Annotated in this window: 19 protein-coding genes; 11 read left to right on the forward strand and 8 right to left on the reverse strand. The window is 57.7% G+C overall.

Annotation, left to right across the window (positions count from 1 at the left end; translation table 11 throughout):
• Nucleotides 1–68: 68 nt before the first annotated feature.
• The 11 genes from ACFO6X_RS00725 (at nt 69) to ACFO6X_RS00775 (ending at nt 15,304) form a co-directional block, all read left to right on the forward strand.
• Nucleotides 69–1,088: a serine/threonine protein kinase gene (locus tag ACFO6X_RS00725; protein ID WP_382429047.1), complete on the forward strand. Its 1,020-nt coding sequence runs from the start codon at nt 69–71 to the stop codon at nt 1,086–1,088.
• Nucleotides 1,085–1,987 carry a PP2C family protein-serine/threonine phosphatase gene (locus ACFO6X_RS00730; protein ID WP_382429049.1) on the forward strand — a complete coding sequence of 301 codons (903 nt, stop codon included), beginning with the start codon at nt 1,085–1,087 and terminating at the stop codon, nt 1,985–1,987. Before ACFO6X_RS00725 ends, ACFO6X_RS00730 begins: the two co-directional genes overlap by 4 nt.
• A 23-nt stretch (nt 1,988–2,010) precedes the next feature.
• Nucleotides 2,011–2,610: an RdgB/HAM1 family non-canonical purine NTP pyrophosphatase gene (gene rdgB / locus ACFO6X_RS00735; protein WP_382429769.1), complete on the forward strand. Its 600-nt coding sequence runs from the start codon at nt 2,011–2,013 to the stop codon at nt 2,608–2,610.
• Nucleotides 2,611–2,613: 3 nt separating this feature from the next.
• Nucleotides 2,614–3,864 (forward strand): radical SAM family heme chaperone HemW, encoded by a 1,251-nt coding sequence (gene hemW / locus ACFO6X_RS00740; protein WP_382429051.1) that lies wholly within the window; start codon nt 2,614–2,616, stop codon nt 3,862–3,864.
• 144 nt (nt 3,865–4,008) lie between these two features.
• Entirely contained in the window at nt 4,009–7,965 is a 3,957-nt protein-coding gene (locus ACFO6X_RS00745) for a glycosyltransferase (protein WP_382429053.1), read from the forward strand.
• 8 nt (nt 7,966–7,973) lie between these two features.
• Nucleotides 7,974–9,806 (forward strand): methyltransferase domain-containing protein, encoded by a 1,833-nt coding sequence (locus ACFO6X_RS00750; RefSeq protein ID WP_382429055.1) that lies wholly within the window; start codon nt 7,974–7,976, stop codon nt 9,804–9,806.
• A gap of 32 nt (nt 9,807–9,838) precedes the next feature.
• Nucleotides 9,839–10,354 carry a hypothetical protein gene (locus tag ACFO6X_RS00755; protein ID WP_382429057.1) on the forward strand — a complete coding sequence of 172 codons (516 nt, stop codon included), beginning with the start codon at nt 9,839–9,841 and terminating at the stop codon, nt 10,352–10,354.
• A 250-nt stretch (nt 10,355–10,604) separates the two neighbouring features.
• Nucleotides 10,605–11,864, forward strand: coding sequence for a hypothetical protein (locus ACFO6X_RS00760; protein ID WP_382429059.1), 1,260 nt, complete (start codon nt 10,605–10,607; stop codon nt 11,862–11,864).
• Between the two features lie 88 nt (nt 11,865–11,952).
• Nucleotides 11,953–13,404 (forward strand): hypothetical protein, encoded by a 1,452-nt coding sequence (locus ACFO6X_RS00765; protein ID WP_382429061.1) that lies wholly within the window; start codon nt 11,953–11,955, stop codon nt 13,402–13,404.
• 61 nt (nt 13,405–13,465) lie between these two features.
• Nucleotides 13,466–14,377 carry a glycosyltransferase family 2 protein gene (locus ACFO6X_RS00770; protein WP_382429063.1) on the forward strand — a complete coding sequence of 304 codons (912 nt, stop codon included), beginning with the start codon at nt 13,466–13,468 and terminating at the stop codon, nt 14,375–14,377.
• Nucleotides 14,378–14,446: 69 nt separating this feature from the next.
• Complete coding sequence (locus tag ACFO6X_RS00775) at nt 14,447–15,304, forward strand: glycosyltransferase family protein (RefSeq protein ID WP_382429065.1); 858 nt, start codon at nt 14,447–14,449, stop codon at nt 15,302–15,304.
• On the opposite strand, the gene ACFO6X_RS00780 is transcribed toward ACFO6X_RS00775, so the two are convergent.
• The 8 genes from ACFO6X_RS00780 to ACFO6X_RS00815 are packed head-to-tail and all read right to left on the reverse strand — an operon-like array spanning nt 15,301 to nt 24,383.
• The gene (locus tag ACFO6X_RS00780) at nt 15,301–16,077 is read right to left on the reverse strand and encodes a hypothetical protein (RefSeq protein WP_382429067.1); all 777 of its coding nucleotides are present in this window, start codon (nt 16,075–16,077) and stop codon (nt 15,301–15,303) included. The two genes, ACFO6X_RS00775 and ACFO6X_RS00780, sit on opposite strands and share 4 nt — an antisense overlap.
• Before the next feature lie 50 nt (nt 16,078–16,127).
• On the reverse strand, nt 16,128–17,207 hold the full coding sequence (locus tag ACFO6X_RS00785; protein WP_382429069.1) for a glycosyltransferase: 1,080 nt from the start codon (nt 17,205–17,207) through the stop codon (nt 16,128–16,130).
• A complete protein-coding gene (locus tag ACFO6X_RS00790; RefSeq protein WP_382429071.1) occupies nt 17,204–18,388 on the reverse strand; it encodes a class I SAM-dependent methyltransferase in 1,185 nt (394 codons plus the stop codon). Before ACFO6X_RS00790 ends, ACFO6X_RS00785 begins: the two co-directional genes overlap by 4 nt.
• Before the next feature lie 2 nt (nt 18,389–18,390).
• Nucleotides 18,391–19,125: a hypothetical protein gene (locus ACFO6X_RS00795; RefSeq protein ID WP_382429073.1), complete on the reverse strand. Its 735-nt coding sequence runs from the start codon at nt 19,123–19,125 to the stop codon at nt 18,391–18,393.
• A 15-nt stretch (nt 19,126–19,140) separates the two neighbouring features.
• On the reverse strand, nt 19,141–21,339 hold the full coding sequence (locus tag ACFO6X_RS00800) for an LpxL/LpxP family acyltransferase (RefSeq protein WP_382429075.1): 2,199 nt from the start codon (nt 21,337–21,339) through the stop codon (nt 19,141–19,143).
• A complete protein-coding gene (locus ACFO6X_RS00805) occupies nt 21,270–22,268 on the reverse strand; it encodes a GNAT family N-acetyltransferase (RefSeq protein WP_382429077.1) in 999 nt (332 codons plus the stop codon). Before ACFO6X_RS00805 ends, ACFO6X_RS00800 begins: the two co-directional genes overlap by 70 nt.
• Nucleotides 22,265–23,590 (reverse strand): ABC transporter ATP-binding protein, encoded by a 1,326-nt coding sequence (locus ACFO6X_RS00810; RefSeq protein ID WP_382429079.1) that lies wholly within the window; start codon nt 23,588–23,590, stop codon nt 22,265–22,267. Before ACFO6X_RS00810 ends, ACFO6X_RS00805 begins: the two co-directional genes overlap by 4 nt.
• A complete protein-coding gene (locus tag ACFO6X_RS00815; protein WP_382429081.1) occupies nt 23,580–24,383 on the reverse strand; it encodes an ABC transporter permease in 804 nt (267 codons plus the stop codon). The genes ACFO6X_RS00810 and ACFO6X_RS00815 overlap by 11 nt, the downstream gene beginning before the upstream one ends.
• Between the last annotated feature and the right edge of the window lie 15 nt (nt 24,384–24,398).

The raw sequence follows: 24,398 nt of genomic DNA on the forward strand, positions 1-24,398 counted from the left end.
GGTGGGTTGCTTGCAATGCACGGGATTATCCGGCTTATGTACAGACTGGCCCGTTTTCTGCGAAAAATATGTCCAAAATCAAACCAGCGCCATTGCCACCCGATACCCCTCTGGGTGGATACCGTGTGATACGTCGGCTGGCTGCTGGTGGTTTCGGCGTGGTCTACTTGGCTATTGACGGTGATGGTCAAAAAGTGGCCATCAAGGAGTATCTGCCCTCGTCACTGGCCACGCGCGCACCGGGTGAGCTGACGCCCAAGGTGCCCCCTGAAAAGCTTTCGTTGTACCGGTTGGGGCTGAAGAGCTTTTTTGAAGAAGGGCGCGCACTGGCGCAAATCTCACACCCTTCGGTGGTGAGTGTGCTCAACTTCTTCCGTGAAAACGAGACCGTTTACATGGTGATGAACTACCTAGAAGGCGCGTCCTTGCAGGATTTCATCGTCACGGCCCGTGATCTCAAACGCGAAAAGGTGTTTCGGGAGTCCACCATCCGCTCTTTATTTGACGAGGTGTTGCGCGGCTTGCGCATTGTGCATCAGCACAAGATGTTGCACTTGGACATCAAGCCTGCCAATGTTTTTGTGACCGATGACAATCGGGCCGTGTTGATTGATTTTGGTGCTGCGCGTGAGGTGTTGTCTAAAGAGGGCAATTTCATTCGGCCCATGTACACCCCCGGTTTTGCAGCCCCCGAGATGTACCGGCGTGATTCGTCAATGGGGCCGTGGACAGACATTTACGCCATTGGTGCCTGCATTTATGCTTGTATGCAGGGCTTTCCGCCCACCGAAGCACCGCAGCGCCAAGACAAAGACCGCCTGACGCTGGCGCTGGGCAAACTGCGTGGGGTCTACTCCGACAATCTGATTGAGGTGGTGGAGTGGTGCATGGCACTCGACCCGCTGTCACGTCCGCAGTCGGTATTTGCTTTGCAAAAAGAACTCAGCCGTGAGGGCGAGCGTCGCTATACCAAACTGACCGTGGCTGAAAAGATGCGAATGCAAATTGATTCGTTGGTGTCTGACACCCGCAAGAATGTGCAAAAAGTGGCTGCACCTGCTGCTGGTATCGGGGCCAAGCCGTCATGAAGTTTTCAGTCTTTCAGATCAGCCGACGGGGTGGCCGAGAAAAAAACGAAGACCGCATGGGGTACTGCTATACCCGTGAGGCCAGTTTGTTTGTGTTGGCCGATGGTATGGGGGGCCATCCAGAAGGGGAGGTGGCCGCTCAGATTGCGTTGCAAACTATTTCGGCCCAATTCCAACACCAGGCCAAGCCCACGGTGCCAGATGCGCAGGCATTCTTGACCTCTGCCTTGTTGGCTGCCCACCATCAAATTTTGCGTTACGCCAGTGACAAGGCCATGCTGGATTCACCACGCACCACATTGGTGGCAGCTGTATTGCAAAATGGCAGTGCCACTTGGATCCATTGTGGTGATTCGCGCCTGTACGTCGTGCGTGGCCGGGAGTTGCTGACGCGCACCCGCGACCATTCCTTTTTAGAGTTGGGGCGGGCTCCACCATCAGGGTCAGACCGCTTCAATCGCAATGTGTTGTTCACCTGTCTGGGTTCACCCACCAAGCCCATATACGACATGACCGGCCCGGTGCCGTTGGAGCAGGGAGATCGCATCTTGCTGTGCTCGGATGGTCTTTGGAGCAGTGTGGACGATGTGGAGATCACACGCCAGTTGGGCAGTTTGGCGGTGTCGCAGGCGGTGCCAGAACTGGTAGAGGCCGCCTTGCGCAAGGCAGGTGCCAGCAGCGACAACGTGACTGTGGTGGCGTTGGAGTGGGAGACGCCCGATACCTTTGAATCTACCCAAGGAATTTCTACCGACAGCATCGGGGATGGCATTTTTGCTTCTACCATCCAAGCTGGGCCATTGGATACCTTGGTCGATGATTTGGATGAGGAGGCCATTGAACGCTCCATCGCGGAGATCAATGAGGCCATTCGCCGTTCAGCGGCCCGCAAAGCGTAACTCTCTGTGTTTGTTGTTTCATGATGAAAATTGTTCTGGCCTCCAATAACCAAGGCAAGCTGGTCGAATTGCAAGCGATGTTGGCCCCCTTGGGGGTAGAACTGGTGCGTCAGGCCGATTTGGGGGTGGGTGAGGCGGATGAGCCCCACGGCACCTTTGTTGAAAATGCGTTGGCTAAGGCCCGTTTTGCCTCGGCCCATACAGGGTTGCCGGCGCTGGCTGACGATGCGGGCCTGTGTGTAGACGCTTTTGGTGGTTTGCCGGGGGTGGATACGGCTTACTATTGCACCCAGTTTGGCTACGAGAAAAGCGATGCCAACAACGTGCGCGCCTTGCTGGAGCAGTTGCAAGGGCAAAGCAACCGCCGTGCTGCGATGGTGAGCACACTGGTGGCTGTGCGCAGTCCCCAAGATCCCGAACCACTGATTGCGGTGGGCCGTGTAGTGGGCCAGATCACGCACCAGCCCCAAGGCAGCAATGGCTTTGGTTTTGATCCGGTGATGTGGATTCCAGAATTTGGCAAGACCTTTGCCGAGTTGCCAGTAGAAGTCAAAAATGCCCATAGCCACCGGGGTCGTGCCACGCAGCAGATGTTGGCTTTGTTGCGCGAACGCTGGTTGTAAGCGATGGCTGTGGTGATTCCTGTGGCTTCGGCCTCGCAGGCTGGGCCTGCTGCGCAACGCGACGTTCAACATTACATGCGCCCCGGCTTGCTGCAATTGAGCAGCTTGCCGCCTTTGTCGCTGTATGTGCACCTGCCTTGGTGTCTCAAAAAATGTCCTTATTGTGATTTCAATTCCCACGCTTGGGATGAAGGCCAGCAGGGTGTGCCAGAACAACGTTATATAGACGCGCTGGTACGGGATTTGGAGGCATCCTTGCCGTTGATTTGGGGACGGCAGGTTCATAGTATTTTCATTGGCGGAGGCACACCCAGCCTGTTTTCGCCTGAGGCCATCGACCGTTTGTTGGGTGACATCCGTGCTCGCCTGCCACTGGCACCTGGTTGCGAGATCACTTTGGAGGCCAATCCGGGCACCTTTGAGAAGCACCGATTTCGGGCCTTTCGGGCTGCCGGGGTCACACGTTTGTCGATAGGCGTACAAAGCTTTAACGACCGCCATTTGCAGGCTTTGGGTCGGGTGCATGACCGTGCCCAAGCCTTGGCTGCGGCAGAGGAGGCCGCCCATGCCTTTGAGACCTTCAACCTCGACCTGATGTACGCGTTGCCAGGCCAAAGCATGGCCGAGTTGGAGCAGGACGTGCGTACGGCGCTGGCTTTGGCCCCGCCCCACTTGTCCATTTACCACCTGACGGTTGAGCCCAACACCTGGTTTGCTAAACACCCACCTGCACTACCCGAGGAAGATGATGCTTATGCCATGCTCGATGGCATCACCGAATGGACGGGGCAGAGCGGTTTGGTGCGCTATGAGGTGTCGGCTTATGCCCGTGGCGACCATGCCTGTTTTCACAACACCAACTACTGGCAGTTTGGTGACTATCTGGGCATTGGGGCTGGCGCACACAGCAAACTGAGTTTTGCCCACCGCATTGTGCGTCAGGTGCGTTTTCGGGAGCCGCGTTTGTATATGGAGCACGCTTTGGCGGGCTGGGCTGTGACGCAAGACGACGATGTACGCCGTGCCGATTTGCCTTTTGAATATATGCTCAATGCCCTGCGCCTGCGCGAGGGCTTTGTATTGCAGGATTTTGTGGAACGCACAGGGCTGCCATTAACCGCCATTGCCCGTGGTTTGGATGAGGCTGAGCGCAAAGGCCTGATAGTGCGTGATCTGGTGCGCGTGCGCCCGACGGAGCGGGGTTTTGATTTTCTGAGCGATTTACAAGCGATTTTCTTGGATGGTGCTGCCTGAGCTATCCGCCAACCCCAGACGATAGAATCTGCCCCGCGCAGCGTGCGGTGGCACGTTTGGCGTCCGTGCAATGCGGCCTCCTTTCTGCCTTCCCCGTGACCCTGACCCCCTGCCTTCGGGCTTGATTCCTTATGAGTGTGAGCTATGCATCCCAGTGAGGCCACGTTGATTCCCTACCGCGTCTCGCCGGTGCCCGATGTGCGCAATGTGCTGGTTTTTGCACCACACCCCGACGATGAAGTGTTTGGCTGTGGGGGAGCCATCGCCCTGCATGTGCAAGCAGGCCATCAGGTGCGGGTGATTTTGCTCACCGCAGGAGACCACGGTGATCTGTCTGGCACCCAAGGCAGTTATGCACAGACCCGTTTGGCTGAAACGGCCGCTGCTGCACGGCTGCTGGGGCTGCCACCACCAGATTGTTGGCATCTGCCCGATCGTGGCGTGGTGTATGGTGAGTCGCTCGTCGGACAGATGCTCGAGGCCATGCAGACGTGGCAGGCCGAGGTGGTTTATGCCCCTTCTCCTTGGGAGTTGCACCCCGACCATGTCGCTACAGCGATGGCCGCAGTAGAAGCACTGCGCCGTTGGCAAGAGGGCGCTTGTACCCTGCGCTTATACGAAGTCAGTGCGCCCTTGCGCCCCAACACGCTGTTGGATATTTCGCCTGTCTGGGACACCAAGCAACAGGCCATGGCTGTCTTTGCCAGTCAGGAAGCAAAGCTGCCTTATGCCAGCTTTATTGCGGCGCTGAACCGTTTTCGTGCCCTGACGGTGCAGCCAGGGGTCGATGTGGTGGAAGCATTCGAAACCTATTCTGCCAGCGACTTGCGTGCGGGTGGGCCTCTGATGATCGGCTCTGAGCGTCAGCGCCTCCTCTCCAAGGCCATTGCGGTCACACCGCAGGATATGCCCTTGGTTTCGGTCATCATCCGTACTTTGGGGCGTAGCACCTTGGGTCAGGCGCTGCGCTCTGTCCAAGGGCAAACTTACAGCCACCTCGAAGTCCTGTTGGTGGATGCCGCTGGCACCGGCTTATCTGTGCTGCCGCCCGAAGCAGAAGGCTTGGGTGTGCGTGTGGTGTCTCAAGGACAACGCCTACAACGCACCCGTGCTGCCAATGTGGGTTTGCAGGCCGCTGCTGGTCAATACCTGCTCTTTCTGGACGATGACGATTGGATTTACCCCGACCATATCGCCAAGCTGGTGCTGTGCTTGCGCCAGAGCAGCACCGCCCAAGCGGCCCATACGGCGGTGGAATGCGTTAATGACCAAGGCCAGCCACTGGGTGAGGTGTTTGATTTTCCCTATGCGCCGCGTGAGCTGTGTTATGGCAACTTCATGCCCATCCATGCGGTACTTTTTGCACGGTCGTTGGTAGAGGCAGGTTGTTGGCTGGATGAAACCTTTGACCTGTATGAAGATTGGGATTTTTGGCTGCAAATCGAGTGCCACACCCCATTTGTCTTTGTACCGGGGGTTTCGGCAGCCTACCGTATCCATGCTGGAGCCGGGGCCGGGGTGCAGACCGACCAAGCAACAGCCCACACAGCCACGGCCCGTCTTTATGGCAAGTGGGGTGTATTGCAGTCAGCACAGACCTTTGAGGAGCTGATCACCCGCGCTTTGATGCGCCGCCAGCTCTACCGGCAACTGGCACACCAGACCCAAGTAGCCAGCGCACTGGGGGAGTCCTTGCATGTGCAGCAGCAGCAAGCCTTGATGGCCCAACAAGCCGCAGACCAAGCCCGTCAAGACGCACACCATTGGCGCCAGGCGCATGAACAAGCCTTGGCCCATCGCGATTTGTTGGAATGGTCGCATGACCAAGTGCAGCAGCAGCGTGAACACCTCCAGCAGCTTCATGATGAATTGGTGCAAGAGTGTGCGCGTCTACAGCAGCAGCACCACCAATTGGCCCAGCAACTCACCGAGACGGTGGCCCATACCGAGCAAGAGCGCGCCCAAGCCCAAGCCACCACCGGCCAGTTGGCACAAGAAATTGCCCGTTTGCAAACGGATCTGCAACTCACGCACAACCACGCAGCCCATTTGCAACGTTCCTTGGATGCCCGCAGCAACGAGGTGCAGGCGTTGGTGTCCAGTACCTCTTGGCGTGTTTCGCGGCCCGTACGTGTCGCAGGCAAGTTATTGCGGGATTTTCGTGGTGCTTGGGCTGCCTTGGATGTGGCCCGTCAGCGGGGCTGGGGTATCGGCCATTTGCTGCGCCGCAGTGCCGAGGTCTATCGCCATGAAGGCTTGGGTGGAGTACGCCAGCGCGCCCGGCGTTTATTGCAGACAACATACCCACCGGTGGTCTCCACCGATGCAGCAGGGGCGTCCGCTGCTTCTGTGGTGACTTCGCCTCCTGCGCCAGATCGCAGCTATGCCCACTGGGTGGCCCAATTTGACACCTTGGATGCTGCCGCTCTGGAGCGTCTGCGTCAGCGTGTGGCGCAATTGACCGCCACACCGTTGGTGTCGTTGGTGATGCCGGTCTATAACCCGGTGGCGCGTGATTTGCAGCGGGCCATTGCCTCAGTGCAAGCACAGCTTTATCCCCATTGGGAGTTGTGCATCTGTGACGATGCCTCTAGCAACGCCACTACGCGCGCTCTTTTAGAAGCTGTAGCGGCTGCCGAGCCACGCATTAAATTGGCGTTTCATGCCAACAACCAACATATCTCGCACGCTACCAACACCGCGATTGCTTTGGCTCAAGGCCAGTATGTGGGTTTCTTAGACCATGACGATGAACTGCGTCCCCATGCCCTGCTCTATGCGGTAGAAACCTTTGCCAGTCACCCACAAGCCAAGGTGCTGTACTCGGACGAAGACAAAATCGACGAAGCCGGTAACCGCTTTGATCCTTACTTCAAGCCCGACTTCAACTTGGGGCTGCTGCGCTCGCACAACTATATGTGCCACTTTGCTGTGTATGAGCGTGCCTTCCTGAACCAGATTGGTGGCCCCCGCCCCGGCTTTGAGGGCGCACAAGACTACGACCAAGCCTTGCGCGCGGTGGACAGTTTGCGCGATTGCCCAGGTGCCGTGGTGCATATTCCCACCATTTTGTACCACTGGCGCACAGCCGTAGGCAGCACCGCCTCAGGCCACAGCAACAAGTCCTATGCCTTCTTGGCGGGACAAAAGGCACTGACCGAACACCTTCAGCGCCGAGGCTTGCAAGGCACGGTAGAGGAAGCGCCCGAAGCCGCCGGTATGTACCGCATTTGCTGGCAACGCCCAGAGTCTTTGCCATTGGTCAGCATCATCATCCCGACACGCAACGGACAGGCGCTGGTGCGTCAGTGCCTAGATAGTTTGCGCCAAACCAGCTATCCGCGCTACGAAGTCATTTTGGTAGACAACGGCAGCGACGACCCCGAAGCCTTGGCCTTCTTTGCCGAGCGTGAGCGCAGCGGCCAAATCCGTGTTTTCCGTGATGACAGCCCGTTCAACTTTTCGGCTATCAACAACCACGGTATCCGTCAGGCCGCCCAAGGCGAGTTCATCTTGTTGATGAACAACGATATTGAAATCACCCACCCTGAATGGCTGGATGAAATGGTCGGCCCAGCCATGGAGCCGGGCGTTGGTTGTGTGGGTGCCCGGCTGTGGTACCCCGATGGCCGTTTGCAACATGGCGGTGTGGTGCTGGTGTGTGGTGTGGCTGGACACGCACACAAATACCTGCCCCGTGGCCGACATGGTTATATGGGGCGGGCTGTGCTGGCGCAAGAGTTTGTGGCTGTCACCGCAGCTTGTTTGCTGGTGCGGCGCAGCATCTACGAAGAAGTGGGGGGGTTGGACGAAACCTTGGCCGTTGCTTTTAACGATGTGGATTTCTGTCTGCGGGTGCATGAGGCGGGTTACCGCAATCACTGGACACCCTATGCCGAACTGATTCATCACGAATCCGTCTCGCGCGGTTATGAAGACACCCCAGAAAAGCAACAGCGTTTCAAACGCGAGATTGATACCTTGCAATCACGCTGGCCACACCTGCTGGCCCACGATCCCTGCTACAACCCCAATCTCACGATGGATGCCGAAGACTTCTCGCTGGCCTGGCCTCCGCGTAGCTCGGCCCGTATCCACTGACCACCCCCATGACGACCGATACTGCACCTACCTCTTCCCCCTCTGGTCGCCTGACGCAGATCCTGCCCCTGCTGGCTTGTCCTCGTTGTAGTGGCGCACTCCACATGGCAGCCCAGACACTGCAATGTGGTGCTTGTGCCGCAGTTTATCCGGTGCGTGCTGGGGTGCCGGTGCTGTTGCCTGAGAGTATGCAGGAGCCGGGTGTGGGTACCGTATCGGCAGACGACCCCGTGTCGCGCCATCCCTATAGCCCGGCCGCATTGGAGATTATCGAGGCGCATCGCGATGGTTGGGTGCTGGACTTAGGGGCAGGGGGCAAGCATCAGCGTTGGGACAATGTCATTCAGATTGACATCTTTCGTTTTCCGATGACCGATGTGGTTTGTACCGCTGACCGACTGCCGTTCCGAGATAACGCCTTCAAGGCCGTCATCAGCCAGGCTGTGTTTGAGCACTTGCAATTCCCAGAATGGGCCGCCGCAGAAATCCGCCGCGTGCTCCAGCCCGGTGGCATTGCCAAAATCGATACCGCTTTTTTGCAACCCGAGCACGGCTACCCCCACCATTTTTACAACGCCACTGAAACCGGCCTGCGCCACTGGTTCCGTGACTTTGATATCCGCTGGAGTGGCGTGGAGGCCTACCAGCATCCCCAATGGTCTTTGAGTTGGTTTTTGGGGGTGTATCTGGATCGGGTGGCGCCTGCCCATCAGGCGTTGCTGCGTCAAACCACAGTCGGTGATTTGTTGAGCGCATTGGAGCGCAGGGGGCGTGGACAGACCAGCGAAGCCGACGCTGCGGTGTTGGCCGCCTTAGATGCTTTGCCTTTGCATGCGCAACGCATATTGGCCGCCGGTGTGTCTATCGACGCCATCAATCCGCCTAAATTGCCCACAGGCGTCTCGCCTGCATCACAGGCGGGCACTGACGCAATGACCGGACTGGAGGCCGTGCGCCAACTGTCTTTGGCTCGAGAAGAGCTGTCCTTGTTGCGCACCCAACTTGCATGGATGCAGGAGCAACACACTGTAGTTCAAGATCGGTCGCGTTATTTAGCGCAGTTTTATCCTAAAACCACCCGCGAGGTATTGCGTCGCATCTGGCCTCATATCAGTTGGCGTGCACGATTGCAGTTCAGTGCGGTGGCTTGGTTGCGCGCCTGTTTGTCGCACGATCAATGGCAGCGTTTGCGCAGTTGGGCTGGTGCATGGCGCTCTGTGGCCTCTGAGCAGTCTGCCCCTAGAGGTCAAGCCAGTCAGGAGCGTCCGTTTGCTACCATTATTTTGGAGCCGCGAGATGCCACCGCATTGGCTGACACCTTTTTCTCATTGGTGCGGCAAGATTATTCTGCTTGGGAACTGGTGTTGTTGCAAAGTGATCAACAAAACGTGGCGGTGCGTCAGGCCATGTCTGACTTCGCACGTTTGGATGCACGCGTTTGTATACAGAGCACCTCCGCCACAACGCAGGTTTTCAGTCAGCCCTTGGGGGCAGGTGTGTTTCGACTCTGGGTGCCAGAAGGGGCTACATTGGCCTTTCATGCTCTGCGCAGTTTTATGACACTGGTGCGCCAACACCCACAGGTTAATGCCCTGACTGCTGATCTAGAGTTGACACAGCATGAGGGGGAGACACCTCTGCGTTGCTACCATGAGGGGCTTGATTGGACGCACATCAGCACCATCTCTGCTCCGTGGTACGTGTTGCTGAAAAACGCTGGGAGTGCAACAGATGCAGATCCTAGCGCGCTGGCCTGTGGTCATATTCCAGAGGTTCTTTTTCATCGGCCTGCACCATTGATTTCTTCCACTGCCTCTGTGGCTACCGCACCCCAGTGCTAAGCCGTTGTAGTTCATCCTTTTTTCTTTCTACCATGCACACTGTTTTCCGCTCGCTGGTTTCATGGGCAGGTAGCCTTGCGCTGCTGGCTGGCTGTGCCACCAACTCCCCAATGCCGCCTCATACAGCACCGGTCGCTGTAGCGTCTGTCCCTGTGGTGGTGGCACCGATTGACTATGGTGCGGCAACAGCGCAACATCGCCAGAGTCTGGCGCAGGCCGGGTTGCTGCCAACTTTTGAGAATTACTGGAATACCCACGTAGCCAAAAATTGGCAACAGCTGTTCAACATGGAACATACCAAGAACCTGCCCAGTGCCGAGTTCTATATGGCCTACCACGCCAAGGCCTGGCCCGTGTTGGCGATTGAAGTAGTGGGGGTAGAGCTACAAGATCAACAGGCCACCTTGACCCTACAGATGCGTTTTCAGAACCCAGATAAGAAAGGGCGTGAACATGCCCTATACCGTAAGGATCAATGGACACGTACCGATGATGGGCGTTGGCTGCATGTCGTGACCGACCCCATGCTGGTGGGCGTACATCACTGAGGCAAGTCTGACGCATGTGTTGCAACCAGGCGACAGTTTGCTGCTAACAACCCTTGTTCTACGCCCATTTGCACTGGTGCCATTGTGGCTTGCAGGTGCTTTGGGTACTATCCGCTGACAGTCCGTGCTTCGTGCATCTGTGGTCCGGAACGGCTGGATTGTTTTCTGGTGTAGACTTGTTACCTTGTTAGCTATCTGACATCGGACTTTGTGTCGGTACTTCGTTTCAATCTGTTAGGAGAATAACGTGATGGTTAAAAAAACTCTTGCCGTGGCACTGGGTGCAATGCTCATGGCTGGCTCCGCTGCGGCGGTTGAGGTCAATCAAGGCGGCAAGGGCGACTTGCTGATTGCTCCTCTGTTCATGGTCAAGAATGGTTGGCAGTCTGAACTGAAGGTGATCAACACCAGCGTGACTGATTCTGCTGTTGCTAAGGTCGTGTTCCACGCTCCTGGCCGTAGCGATGAAGTGCTTGACTTCTTGATCTTCCTGAGCCCCGGCGACGTGTGGACTGGTTCCGTGGTTGAGAATGCTGATGGCTCGGTCGGTGTGACCAGTGCTGATGCATCCTCCATCACTGTGGCCAATGCTGGCGGTTGCCCAGCTGCTACCGGTACTTCCGGTTTCCGCCCCACTGAAGCCAAGTTCACCCTGCCCGTGTCTGCTGGCTACGTGAACATTTTCGAATCCCGCATGCTGCGTGGTTTGCCTGTCAACGCTGACGGCACTGTGAGCAAGAGCGCCATCCTGAGTGCTTACTCGGCTGCTTGCTTGGCTAACACCGCCATCGAAACCGACGACACAGACAACGTTCTGACCGGTTCCGTCACCATGTCTAACCCCCTGAACGGCAACAAGCTGACTCTGGGCATGACTGCTCTGGCTGACTACGACAACCTGGCATACTTGACCGTTGGTGGCCTGACTACCTTCGCTACCAACGCAGCCAATTCGTCTAAGCAACAAGTGGAAGACGCTCTGTGGGCTTCGAACTTCGCTGTGCCTTACAACGTGTCTGCTGGCAACATGAGCTTTGCCACTGTGACTTTCCCCACCAAGGAAACGTTCAACCTGAGCGCCGGTTCGCAGTACGCTCCTTTCTTCCCCGCCATCAACAATGTGGCAGCTGACGTTGGTACAGCCGTGCCCGTCGGTTACGACATCCGTGACGAAGAAGAACACAAGGTTGGCACTGTGGGTTGCGCATTCTCTCCTTGCACACCCGACAAGACTGTGTCTCTGCCCCGCGAAGTTAACATCATCCAGTTCATCGCTGGCGCTGGTGAAAGCAACGCTGGTCAAGTTTACACCAGCAGCTTCACTAAGGGTTGGGCTAACGTAGCTATCGCTACCGATGTGTCTGACACCCGTAGCACTGCAAACTACAACAACTTCGGTCAATCCGGCGCCCCCGCACTGACCACCTATATCCACTGGGACATGACCGGTGGTAGCCTGCAAGGTACATGGCAATATGCTGCCAAGACCTATGCTCCTGCTGCCAACTAATTGGGTATAGTCTTCTAACAGAAAATGCCACCAAGGTTCTTGGTGGCATTTTGTATTATGATGTTATATCAATAATGAGAGTTAGATTATGTTTTTAAATATCAAAAAATTATTTGGAAAAGTAAATATTGGATTTACTTTCCTGTTCGTTGCATCAGCAGCTTTGGCACAAACTGCAGACAGTTACACATCTTTGGTCGGTACTGGGTCTTATACTAATTTTAAGACAAGCTACAGTCCAGAGGCGCTTAATCTCAGTTCTGCTGCCAGTGTCGTGACGCTTCGTACCCGTCATAGTGGCTTGTCACAATCGCGCATCAAGGTATTTATTCCGCCAGGGGCTAAAACATTTCGCACCAGCATTATTACTTATGCTGTTAACGAGCCTGCTCGTGCTGCGGCACGTTTTTCCTTGCCGCCCGTCTCTTTGGTGACGGATGTGGTTCCTGATGTGAACGGTGGCACAGATACACGCAAAACATTAGAAAACTTGCAGAATGGGCAAGAGCTGCGGTTCTATTCGCCAGAGAAAAGTGGTGTTTTGATGGTGGCTACTGCAAATACGGGTAGCTCCTATCAGAGCAGTACGGGTGGTTATATTTACATAAACTTCTTTAACATTCCTGGTGGAAGTTTTATGAGTTTTGATACCCAGGTTGAAGTAGAGAAAACCTGTTATCAAAATTGGTATAACGGTGCAACGTGGAGTGCCTCGGGAAATCCCCGAGATGAAGATAACCATACTTGCACCGGCAGTGGTGGTGGCACTGGTAATGGTGGTGTAGTTGTGCCTACTACATTGACTGGTATTGCTTTGTCGGCCAGCAGTTGGAAAGCTGGTGCCGCCAGCAACACCATTACAGTAACCCCTGAGCCAGTGGGCGCTACATTGCCTGCCTGTAACAGTAACAACACCAGTTTGCTGGGTGTCACACAGGCTTCTAATGGCCAATCTGCGGTGTTTACTGTCAATGCCGATGCAGTCACAGACGTGGCCAATGTGACTGTGACTTGTGGCACCAAGTCGGCCACTGTCAACCTGCAACCTGCAGGTACAGTTGCAGTGGTTAATCCAGAAGATGTTGTGTTGAGCCGTGATGAAAATGGTAAAGCACAATTGGCTGTAACAGTCCATCACACAGATGCAGAAACAGCAGCCAAGGCTACCGTTGATTATTGGGTTGCCGCACTGATTCCCTCTGATCTTCCATTTTTTGGACAAGACGAATGGTTTTTCCTTTCTTCTTTGGCCGAGGGTGGATACCAGTGGAAGCAGTTGGAAAATTCGTTTGATGTAGGGTCTGTCAGCTTCCAACAGAACGGCACTATCTTCAATAAAATGAAGAAATTGACGATTCCTTTGGGCTTTGAAGCCACAGAGTTCAAGCGTATTGGTGCCAAAATCTATCTGGTGTATAGCCAAAAAGGTGGCGATTTCCGTGAGGTGGGTGTGATTTGGAATTCACGCGACTATGTTGAGAGCACCTCGACAACATCGTCCACCACCACCGACAGCACAGAGACAAGCACGACACCGTAAACGACCATTGTTTGGTCATGTCAAAAAGGGTTCTGCATGCAGAACCCTTTTTTCTGCCATCGTGCAAAAAACCCTTATTTCGCCCTCTGTTGTTGGGGCCGTCGTCGTCACCTATCAGCCCGATCTGACGGCATTGCACCGCTTGCTGCAAGCCTTGCCATCAGCCATTGTTGCCACAGTTGTGGTGCACAACGGAGGATGGGATGATGATGCCTGTTATCGGCGGTTTGTCAGCTGTGTGCAGCATCCACGGCGTCAATGGGTGCAGATGTCTGGCAATGCAGGGATTGCGGCTGCACTCAACCGGGGTATTGCCGAATTGACAACATTGGGTTGTACCCACGCTTGGACTTTTGATCAGGATAGTTGCCCTCGTCCAGAGACGTTGGACATCTTGTGGGCTGCATGGCAGGCCGCTGCGCGGCAGATGCCTGTGGCTGCGGTAGTGCCCGCCATACATGATCAGGGTACGGGCAATACCTTGCCTTTTTTGTTGGAGCATCCTTCTGGCGTATTGGAAGCCACACCTATCCACCAGACCCAGCCAGTAGCTGCGGCCATTACTTCGGGTATGTTGTTGGATGTGGCTGTATGGCAGACCTCTGGCGGAGCCAGAGAGGATTGGTTCATTGACCATGTAGACACCGAATGGTGTTTTCGTGTCCGAGCCCAAGGTTATGGCGTGGTGGCCGTACCCGCAGCGGTGTTGCAGCACGAGCTGGGCCATACCCGAACAGCCTTTTATCGTTCGAATCGGACAGTCAAGGTGCGTTCGGCGCTGCGTACCTATTACATGCTGCGCAATGGTTGGGCTTTGGCACGGCTGCCCCATGCTCCGCAAGGATGGCTGCCGTATTTTTGGCGCCAGGCATGGCGCATCATGTTGGTGGCTGTGGTTTACGGGCCAAACCGTTGGCAGCAACTCCGGGCCATGTATCGGGCATGGTGGCATGCGCAGAGAATGGATGTGTAGGTGGAGTGTTTATCCTGTCGGCCATTTCGTGCCGTTGTTTTGTTGTCGGCCTATGGGGCCAGTACATACTTGTCGGCCCAAGTTGCCAGCATTTCTGCCCAATTGACGCAGCAGGATTTATTGGTGTTGGTCGATGACGGTTCGCGTGCAGTGTGCTGGGAGACGCTACAGACCGTGCTACCGGCCAATTACCTGTGCTGGAGCCGTTTGCAGGGGCAGGGCTCTAGTGCCAGCTTTTTGCAGCTTTTACTATGTGATGCACCTGAGGGCCAGTACTATTTTTTGGCTGATCAGGATGATGTTTGGTTGCCGGGCAAGCTTGAGGGCCAATTGGCGTCTACGCCAGAGCATGGTATGACGGTGCATGGTTGGCAGGTCTGGAATCTGGTAGATCATCACAGTTCCGGGGCAGCAGCATTGCCAATGCTGGACGCCAAGCTTCAAGCGATGCCACTGCCCCAAGCCTCGGTGGCCCATTACTTTTTTGAAACCCCAGCACCTGGCATGACGATGTGTATGGGGCATGTGTGTCGGGTGCAGTTGCAGCGTTGGGTTGCTGAGTTGGTTTTGTGGGCAGCCACATTGCCCCATGATCGGATTTTGGCTGCTGCCACATCGACGATTGGGCCAGTGTGTGTACTGCCTACGCCCTGGGTGTTGTACCGCCAGCACGGATGCAATTTGATTGGTGCCCCCAAAGAGGGCGTTTGGGGCCGACTTGGGCAACGGTTATGGCGGCTACGCAGTATGTGGCGCAGCCTTCGTGCCGGGGCTGCCTTGTATCAAGCACTGCGGGCATTGGGGGCCGCGTTGCCTGCGGCTCCTTGGCGGCTCCGGTTGCGCTCGGGCTTGTGCGATGACCGGGTGGCCCGTGGCTTGGTGTGGTGTGCTTTTGTGGGCCGCCGCAGGAGTGAAAAGACAGGTTAGCGTTTTTGAGTGAATGGATTGACAAAGGGCTGCATGGGCTTTTGTGCTGCGTTGTTTCTGGCCGCAGCCAAAGCCGCAGCCAGACTGTTGGCAACATTGACTTCAGGGACTGGCGTGTTGTTGGCTGTTGTAGCGGCCGAACTGCCGTTGTTGCCCACAGTGATGTTGCCAGGTGCAGGGTTGGCGGCAGTCGTCGTGGCAGGTGCCGGGTTATCTGCACTGGTGGCCGCATTGGCCGAGGGGGGCGCTGTGGTGGGTGTTGCAGCCTCCCCTGCACTGGCACCCTGAACGGGAGGCGCTGACGCTGGGGCCGTTGCCGTGGTGCTCCGATCGGTCTTTTTGGTGAAATACACGAGTTGTTGCCCGCCCCGGGCCTTGAGCACCAGATGGGTGGGCTCAATCTTGGACAAGGTGAATTCTCCGACCGGCTGGCCTTCGCTGAGATTGGCAAAGGCACGGCCTTCTGGGGCCAGTTGGGCAAAACGTTTGCCCACTTTGACGGTAGCCCGTTTGATGGGGCCCGCAATCACCACCCCGTAGAGTTGTAAATCTTGGTCTGTGACTGGGGTGGGGGGCGGTGGTGGTGGGGGCGGCGGCGGTGGTGGTACCCGGTCTGGCCAGACCTTGCGTTGGGGATCAAAGGGGTTGTTGACCTGCAATGAAGGGGCCACCAAAGGCGCAGGGGCTGCCACGGGTGTGTTAGTGGGTGGAGGAGGGGTGGTGTTGGCCTGTGCCTGTACGCCAGTGGCGGCACAGGCCACGGAAATTGACACCAGAAGCCTGAACGTAGAGCTCAATTCGGATACCTTGCTTGCAATCGGGGTTAATGCGCTGCGTGGCCGGGCCAGCAAAACAACTGGCAGGCGCTGATGGGCGTGGTCATGCCACCGAGCCGTCCGTATACGGGGGCACCCTCAAAGCAGGACAGTATTTGGGGGCTGACAGTGGCACAAGCACCCGAGCCCACCATGCCGATGGCTGGTTGGAGCTGGGGGCTGGGGCTGAGTTCCAGCACCCAGCCTGTATGCCAGTCGGAAGGGACGGGCAGGGTGGGGCGGCCAGGTTGCCATGCCTGCACTGTATGTAACAACGGTTGGCTGCCCATCGCACGGGATTTGTGCAGCCAGCGTTCATCATTGGGGTAATGCTTATCGAAATAGATGCGAGCGCCTTCTGCCATCAGCACGGCTTTGTGTGGCAGGTTGCGCCAAGCGTGAATGGCTTGGGCCTGCGGCACTGTGGCCATTTTGGCGTTGTGCCGTCGTAGCCGCAGGCACAGGTCCGAGTCTTCAAAATACATGAAGAAGCGGGGGTCGAACAGGGGTTCATTGGTGGGCAGGGCGCTGCGCCGCAGCAGCATGATGCCGCCGGACAGTGCCCGTTGTCGAACGGGGGCGCTGGCGCTCCAGTAACGCAGGTTTTCGGCGCGTCCGGCCTTGGCCAGACGCAAGGCTGCTTGGGGATTGCGTTGGGCGCATTCGGTGGCCCAGGCCCGCAAGGCAGTGGGTAGCCAGGCGGGGGGCAATAGCCATTGACAGCCATCGTCCAAGAACTGGCGTGGAGCCACGGCGGCCAATGAAGGATCTTGGTCTAGTGCTTGGCGCAAGGCTTGTACACAACCCGAAAGCAGGCGCACATCAGGGTTGACGAGCAACAGGTGGGGGGCAGAGGTGGCTTGCGCTGCCAAATTACAACCGCGGCCAAAGCCGATATTGCCCGGTGCGCGTAATACCCGCACCTGTTCGGGCATCAGTTGCTTGAGCTGGTGGTGCTCGGTGGCATCATCACTGTTGTCCACCACCACAATGGAGAGTTGGGGTGCGTCAGCACGCACCGAGGCTACAGCGGCGGCAATCTCTGCAGCACCGAAGTAGTTGACCAAAATGGCACAGGTATCGTTCATGGGGTTGTGGAGGGTGCCACAGGGCGGGCACGAATCAGGAAAGCATAGGTGTTCCAGCTGGCGGTATTGACCTGCAAGCCTGGGGTTTGTGCCCAGTGTTGTTGCCATTGCGCTGGGCAAGGTACCAAAACCGCTTCACATTGTTCAATGGCATAGCCCGACTGGGCAAACAGTTCTTGTACGCCCTGTTCGGTAAAGAAGCGCAGGTGGGTGACACAGTGGATGCCCACCGGGCAGTAGTCCCAGCGGCCTTCTAGCAGGTCGGCGATGACCCCCCAGTGCCCCACATTGGGGATGGAGGCTACGATGGTGCCATCAGGGGCTAACAGGGTTTTGGCCCGTTGCAGCCATGTTTGTGGGTCTGGGGCGTGCTCCAGCACGTCCAGAAAGGTAATGCAATCAAAGGACGGTTGGCCTTGATGGGGCCATCCCAGAAAATCCTGGGTCAGAAAGTCTCCGGGCCAAACATGGTCTACATAAGGTCGGGCGGCATCGCAGGCGCTCACGGAGAATTCTGCCAAATGGGTTTCGCAGCCTCGTTGCAGGCGCAGTGCGTGCAGAAAATAGCCTTCACCCCCACCTACGTCCAAAACGCGCTTGGCTTGTGCAGGCACCCAAGGCACCATTTCGCTGCGGCCTTGGTGGCCTTGGTGGTAGGTAGAAAAATCGTGGGTAAAGCAACCGGGTTGCCATTGGGCACGGATGCTGCCTTGTGCGTGCAAAGTGCGCAATGCGCCCAAGCTGGTCAGGCAGGCCAGACTGTTGTGGGGCAATGTGGACAGTGTTTGTGCTGGCTCGGGGGGTAGTCGGGCCATGAGCTGTGTGTAACGCTCCAGCCCCCGCAGGGTGCAATAGTCGGGACTATGGGGGGCGGGCCAATGCTGGGGGCCAAAGCTCAGGGCCATGTCTAGCCCGTGGTGCAGTCCGGCGTGCAATTGCGCCAGTGTGCCATCGGCCATCAGCAATTGTGCGTGGGCCAGCAGCAGCACTTTGTCGTTGTCGGGGCGGCCTTGGCCTGCGGCTAGCGCGGTGCTCAGTAGGCTGGCGGCGTCAGAGTGGGGTGCCCAATGCCAATCTGCCAGTGGGCCAGTTTGGCGTTGTAGGCGTGAGAGTCCGTGGGCAAACTCGGTGGAGCTGTGGGGGTTGGCACCCGCACCGCAGATCACCAGTGCAATGGTCATGTTCAGTGTCCTTGTGCAGGTGGTGGCAGGCGGCGAGCTGCCTCCAAAAAGGCCAGGGTATCGCCCGGCTGGGCAATATCAAAGCAGGGGGTGGTGATGGGTAGGCGAGCGATCCACTTCTGTTCAAACGCTTGGGCACTGGTGCTGATGCGTTGCACCAAATGATCGGACACCTCGCCTTGGGAGGGGGTGCCAGACCAGTGCTCGCAATAGGCATCTACCACGGCGCATTGCAGCCCCATGGCTTGGGCCTGTAACACCAAGTCGGTGGCATAAAAGTCAAAACCCAGTGCGGGGTCTAGTCGCAGTCCGCAGTTGGTGCGCACGGCAAACAGCAGCTCATCCAAGCTATCCACAAGGCATGGCAGTGGGGCAGGTTCGTGCAGCAGTTGCCCACGGTCTAGTACATGCCCTGCACGTTGTGCCTGAGCACCCACACCACGCAGGCCATAGGCACCTACTACAGCCAGCGGCCCCAGTTGTGCCTCGGCGGCCGCTACGCCAGATATGAACTGTTGATCCCAACCAGCAGGCAGGCGTACATCTTGGTGCAGCCAGACTGCCCAGCGTTGGGGGGGCTGGCTATCGAGCACGCTGTTGAGCGCCTCGGCTGCTGAGCGGGCATTCCAGCGCATCACCAGCGGATGCCCCCCCGGTTGCAGGCAGGGCGAGGCCAACAAGCAATCCTGTGCCACTTGCCAATTGCTCAAACAACTCACAAACAAAAGTTCAGACACGGGCTACCTCGTTGTTTAACAGGATGGTGGGGTGGTATAGCCATTGGGTAAAGGGCGTGCCGGGTAATCGTTGAGCTGGTGCATAGCCCACCAGCGGCTGGGTTGTTGGCAGACCAACTGTTCCAGAAAAGCCATGATCTGCTGGTAGCGTGCATGGGCATCTTGGGTGGCGGGGAGCACAGGGGTGCAGTGCCAAGTGGCGCTTCCATCGGCTTCGTGGATGCAGGCCACACCCATCATGTCACTGTGGGTCTCAAGAGCCAGTCGCAAGCCTAATTCTTGCAGTTTGCGCTCCTGTCCGAGCCAAGGAACCCAGACACCTGCCCCTTCGGGGGTGGCTGGGGCATCTGCCACCACACAGACCACCTCGCCCCGGCGCAGGGCTTTGAGCAGTTGTCGCAGCCCGGACTCGATATAGGTGAAACGCCCACCACACATCAGTTTTCCTGCCGCCCGGTATTTGCGCAAGAAAAATTGGCGAATAGACCAGTCTATGCGCAAATCTTCGGTGATGCTGGAGACGGCCACATGGGTGGTTTCGCCACACAGGCCTATTCCAGTGACGCCAACCAAAGATTTGTCGAAGTGCAGTGTCAAGGCCACCAATCCCCGTTGGCGGTCGCGTTGTTGCAGGGCGGCTTTGAGTGCCTCCAGATGGGTGCTGAAGCCACGCCAACCGTGGCGGTCAAATCGATATACGTCCAGCTCCTCGCGGCCCACAGTGTGGTATCGCTCCTGCACAGCACTCTGGATATGCTCGGGTATGGGATAGCCATTGGCACGCAGGGCCATGCAGACTTGGGTGGCCCGTTCGCGTACATAGGGCTGACCAATGGTCAGCTCGGCCCAATCACGGCTGGTGGCATAGTGCCAGCGGCTGCGCCAGCGCCCAGCACGGTATGCCCAGGTGGTGGGCAGGCAGGCCAGAAAGGGCAGTAGCAGCTCGTAGTCGGCATACAGCAGCACCCGGTGCCACAGGCGCGTGGCCCGAGGAACTGCACTCTTGGCCAGTCGGCGTGACACTGCCACAGCCGGACGATCTACCCAGCGTTCAAACAGCGCAGCAGCCAAGAGGCACACCGCCAGATAGACGACCAGCACCAGCCATGCACCCCCGGCCCACGAGCGCACTACCAGCCCCAAAGCCAATGCGACAGACATCAACACGGCAAAATGCACCAGATACAAGGCAAAAGAGATTTGCCCCAGCCATTGCAATGGCCGCCAACACAGCCAGCGTTGCAGCACACCCCGGCGCACAGCATCTACCAACAGCAAAGCCCCAAGCAAATTGCACAGTTCTTTGGCCTGCCAGCCGTTGCCCCAATAGCTGCTCAAGGCATTGCTCCAGCCATACCAGGGGTTGTCGTATTGGAAGCCACCCAAGTAGACTGCCAAAACCAGCACGAGCCAGCGCCCCCTATGTGGACGGTGTACGCTTTGCGCACCGAGCGCCCCACCAAACAAGGCCAGTAAATAGGTGCTGCTCCCCCCCAGCCAAGCCATGGCAGCGCCACTGAACAACAGCACGATGCCGCGCCAAAGCCGGGGCCAACGGCCCCAGAGGGCCAATGTGACGAGCAAGGCCATTGAACCAATAAACTCCCAATGCAGGCTCCACAGGGGTGGATTGGTGTGTGACCAACCCAGCCATAGCACGCCAAAGGCGGCCTCGGCCAGCACATCCGTCCAGCCCAACGATTGGGCATAGTCGGGTAAAAAGCCAAACGTATGGTGCGGCATAGCACCCACTACCCACAGTGCATAGGTGCCCCCTACCCCTGCGGCCACGGGCAGGCCCAAGCGTGGCCAGCGGGCTATGGCCCGCCGCCAAAACACATGGCTGCCGGGCGCCGTGGCATCGGGTTGGGCCAGCACATGGCCCGAGAGAGCAAAAAACACCGCCACCGCAAAGGCACCGTTGAACCAGATGTTGACTATGGGCAGTTGCAGCAACCAGTCCCAGTGCGATGGGGCGGCGGCAGGGCCAAAGCTGTTGGGGTAGTTGCCATGTAGCACCGTGGGCCAAAATGCCGCCACAAAGTGCGCGATCACCACATTGAGTGCTGCCAAGCCCCGCAGGCCATCGGCCTCGGGTTGGCGTGCTGGGTGGCTGGGCCTGTGGATGGCGTGGATGCCCATGACTAGCGAAAATCGGTATCGCCGCCAGTCAGCCACCACGGCAATGGTGTCAGTGGGGGCAGGTGGGGGCATTGGCGAATCGTGACGCAGGCCGTACACGCAGGCTGCGTGGATGCATCTTGCAACCCGGGCTGTTGGCGTAGCAAGTCTGCGATGGGGCTGCTCAACCAGCTTTGCAGGGCGCTGCCTGCCTGTGCCGCAATAGCCCGTGCCGCTTGCACCATGATGGCCGTTTGCGGCACTGGGGCAATCCAGTCTAGCAACTCCCACGCTTGCCCGGTCTCTGTGCTGGGTTTGAGGGCCAATGCACCTATGGTGCGGCCTGTGAGGCGCTGGCGCAGCCAGAAGCAGCGGTAACGTCCCTCAGGGTGGTTGGCAAAGCGGTGTTGCCACCAGAGGGCATCGCGTTGCCCGATGACAAAGCCGGTGGTTTGGCTTTGCATAGCCTGCCAGAGTTGGTTCAACCTTTGGGTGGTGGCGGCCGTTGCAGCCCAATCTACAGGCACTATCTGCCAGCAAAGGCGCCACCACAGGCTAGGATGGGGCGCTTGGGGCCAGTGAAGTTCTTCTACCTGATTGGTGGCGGCATACAGGCCGAGTTTCTCTCCCAAGCGCACATGCCGGGCTCCTGGAAAGCCAAAGCCCAAGGCAAAGGGCCGGTCTGGCCCCACGTATTGTTGTAAAAAACCTTGGGTGGCTACAGCAAATGGCCCGTTGCGCGACAGAAAGCCCCGTGCGTCGGGGGCCACCATCACATCGCCCAACTGCACGGCCTGCTGCAATTGGCCTTGGACGAGCAGGGTGCGCGCCGTTCCGCCGTAGTGCGCCAACAGACGGCCATTGCGGTCGCGTGTGCCGGTGGCCAATCCGCGCTGGTTGGCGTACTTCCAGTGCCATAGCGCCTCAGACATAGGGCTGCCAAACACCTGTTGGAACAGGGTGCGTATTTCCTGGCTGTGTGCAGCATCCAAGCTCACCAGCCGCCAGGGGGTATCGCTCATGCGGGTGTCCTGTGGCCGGGGTGGCTGCTCCATTGATGCGGCAGCGTGACCAGCCCTTGCTCCAGACCTGTCTGCACCACCCGCAGGGTGACGGCACGCTCCACAATCTCGTAAGGATGCAAACCACGTTCACAGGCCAAAATCACTGTCACCAGATAGTCCCCTTGCAATAGGGGCAAGTGTGGCAGCGTCAGTGTGGCGCTGCCTGTGCCGTCTTCTGCGCGGGTCAGGGCTATGCTGTCATTGACGCTGCCTGCACTGGCTACCACCACGCCATTGGCATGGGCAATGGCCACAATGGCCGATGGGCAGGGCAAAGTGGGATCGCTGGCAAACCACATTTGCAATTCGACAGTGGTTTGGGCAGAGTGGATGGCCAGCTCTCGTCCTGCCACACCGTCGGCACGGGCCTCAATACCGGTGATGACGGCGGTGCCATCGGGTGCTTTGCGCACCGCCATGCCGTTGGCCTGGGCTTGGGCATCAAAGGCCGCTTCGGGTGTGGCCGCTTCTGGGGGCTGGGCATGGACAGTGGTGGGCAGTGCGTCAATGGCGGGTGCAGCATCCATCACCAGAGAGGTTTCGTAGGCGGTGGTCACTTTGGCGGCAGCGTCCCACATGCGCATCTTGCCACCTTCGAGCCACAGCGCCCGCGAGCACAACGCTTGTACGTGGTACATAGCGTGCGAGCAAAACAAAATAGTGGCCCCGTTTTCTTTGAGCGCCATGATGCGGTCGAAAGACTTGCGCGCAAAGGCACCATCGCCTACCGAAAGTGCTTCGTCAATCACCAGAATATCGGGCTCTACACTGGTGGCCACGGCAAAGGCCAGCCGCACAAACATGCCACTGGAGTAGGTTTTAACTGGTTGGTGGATAAACTGCCCAATATCAGCAAAGGCCAAAATGCTGTCGAGTCGCTCATCCACTTGGGCGCGGCTCAAGCCCAAAATGGCGGCGTTCATGTAGACATTTTCCAACCCGCTAAAGTCGGGGCTAAACCCAGCCCCTAGCTCCAGCAGCGCCGCTACCCGCCCGCGCACTGCCAAGGTGCCTGTGGTGGGGGTGAGGGTGCCGCAGACCATTTGCAGCAGGGTTGATTTGCCAGCACCGTTGCGTCCTACCAGCCCCACCACCTCGCCGCGCCGGATGTCAAAACTCACTTCTTGCAAGGCCCAAAAATCGCGGCTGTATTGTTTATAACGGCCCCACAGCAGCTGCTTGAGCCGGTCTTTGGGATGGTTAAACAGCGAAAACCGTTTGCCGAGGTTATGCGCCTCAATGGCTAAATCGCCCGTAGGGGCGGTGCGTTCAGACAACATCAGCAAACCCCGTGCGCACTTTGCGGAAAAACGCTGCCCCCAGCAAGGCCAGCAGTGTGCAGGCCACCCACAGCAGCCCCAGTGCCTGCCAGTCGGGCCATTTGCCTTGCAGCAGCACATCGCGGGTGCCCGTCATCACCCAAGCCAGCGGGTTGAGCAGCATCCAACCGCGCACCGATGCGGGCAAAGCCTCGACGGGAAAGAAAATAGGGCTTAAAAACATCAGTGCGCTCACAGCCATGCCCAGCAACTGGCCCACATCACGCACATAGGTGCCCACACCGCTGAGCAACCAGCCCAACCCCAACACCAGTGGCAGCAGTGGCAGCCACACCAGTGGCAAAGCCAAGGCGGTGATGGGCAACCCATTGCCCTGCACGGCGGCGCAAGCCAACAGCAACAAGCCAGACACTGCCAGCCCAGCCGCCGCGCTGGTGGCATTGACCCAAGGCAAAATCTCTAGTGGAAACACCACCTTCTTGACCAGATGGGGCTGCTCCAGCACCAGGCCTGGCGCTCGGTTGACGCACTCGGCAAAAAAGTTAAATACCGCTAGCCCAGCATAAATGCGCAGGGCAAAGGCCAGATTGCTCTCCTCCAGCCCATACCAGCGCACCCGCATGATGTGCCGAAACACCAAGGTATAGATGCCCAACATCAGTAAAGGTGTGAGCACCATCCACAACAAGCCCAGCCACGATTGGCGGTAGCGGGCATGGATTTCGCGCCCGGCCAGTTGTGCAATCAGGCTGCGGTGGCGCCAAGGCCAGACAGAAAGCAGCAGGAAATTCAAGCAATCACCATGTTA

The organism is Giesbergeria sinuosa, from assembly GCF_042652905.1.
In the GTDB taxonomy this organism is placed as follows: domain Bacteria; phylum Pseudomonadota; class Gammaproteobacteria; order Burkholderiales; family Burkholderiaceae_C; genus Simplicispira; species Simplicispira sinuosa.

What these genes read in the sequence shown, in the direction of transcription:
- ACFO6X_RS00800 (WP_382429075.1), bottom strand. Translation starts at nt 21,339, where the DNA reads ATGCCCCCACCTGCCCCCACTGACACCATTGCCGTGGTGGCTGACTGG.
- ACFO6X_RS00755 (WP_382429057.1), top strand. Translation starts at nt 9,839, where the DNA reads ATGCACACTGTTTTCCGCTCGCTGGTTTCATGGGCAGGTAGCCTTGCG.
- ACFO6X_RS00730 (WP_382429049.1), top strand. Translation starts at nt 1,085, where the DNA reads ATGAAGTTTTCAGTCTTTCAGATCAGCCGACGGGGTGGCCGAGAAAAA.
- ACFO6X_RS00750 (WP_382429055.1), top strand. Translation starts at nt 7,974, where the DNA reads ATGACGACCGATACTGCACCTACCTCTTCCCCCTCTGGTCGCCTGACG.
- ACFO6X_RS00725 (WP_382429047.1), top strand. Translation starts at nt 69, where the DNA reads ATGTCCAAAATCAAACCAGCGCCATTGCCACCCGATACCCCTCTGGGT.
- ACFO6X_RS00765 (WP_382429061.1), top strand. Translation starts at nt 11,953, where the DNA reads ATGTTTTTAAATATCAAAAAATTATTTGGAAAAGTAAATATTGGATTT.
- rdgB (WP_382429769.1), top strand. Translation starts at nt 2,011, where the DNA reads ATGAAAATTGTTCTGGCCTCCAATAACCAAGGCAAGCTGGTCGAATTG.
- hemW (WP_382429051.1), top strand. Translation starts at nt 2,614, where the DNA reads ATGGCTGTGGTGATTCCTGTGGCTTCGGCCTCGCAGGCTGGGCCTGCT.
- ACFO6X_RS00805 (WP_382429077.1), bottom strand. Translation starts at nt 22,268, where the DNA reads ATGAGCGATACCCCCTGGCGGCTGGTGAGCTTGGATGCTGCACACAGC.
- ACFO6X_RS00790 (WP_382429071.1), bottom strand. Translation starts at nt 18,388, where the DNA reads ATGACCATTGCACTGGTGATCTGCGGTGCGGGTGCCAACCCCCACAGC.
- ACFO6X_RS00745 (WP_382429053.1), top strand. Translation starts at nt 4,009, where the DNA reads ATGCATCCCAGTGAGGCCACGTTGATTCCCTACCGCGTCTCGCCGGTG.
- ACFO6X_RS00810 (WP_382429079.1), bottom strand. Translation starts at nt 23,590, where the DNA reads ATGTTGTCTGAACGCACCGCCCCTACGGGCGATTTAGCCATTGAGGCG.
- ACFO6X_RS00760 (WP_382429059.1), top strand. Translation starts at nt 10,605, where the DNA reads ATGGTTAAAAAAACTCTTGCCGTGGCACTGGGTGCAATGCTCATGGCT.
- ACFO6X_RS00785 (WP_382429069.1), bottom strand. Translation starts at nt 17,207, where the DNA reads ATGAACGATACCTGTGCCATTTTGGTCAACTACTTCGGTGCTGCAGAG.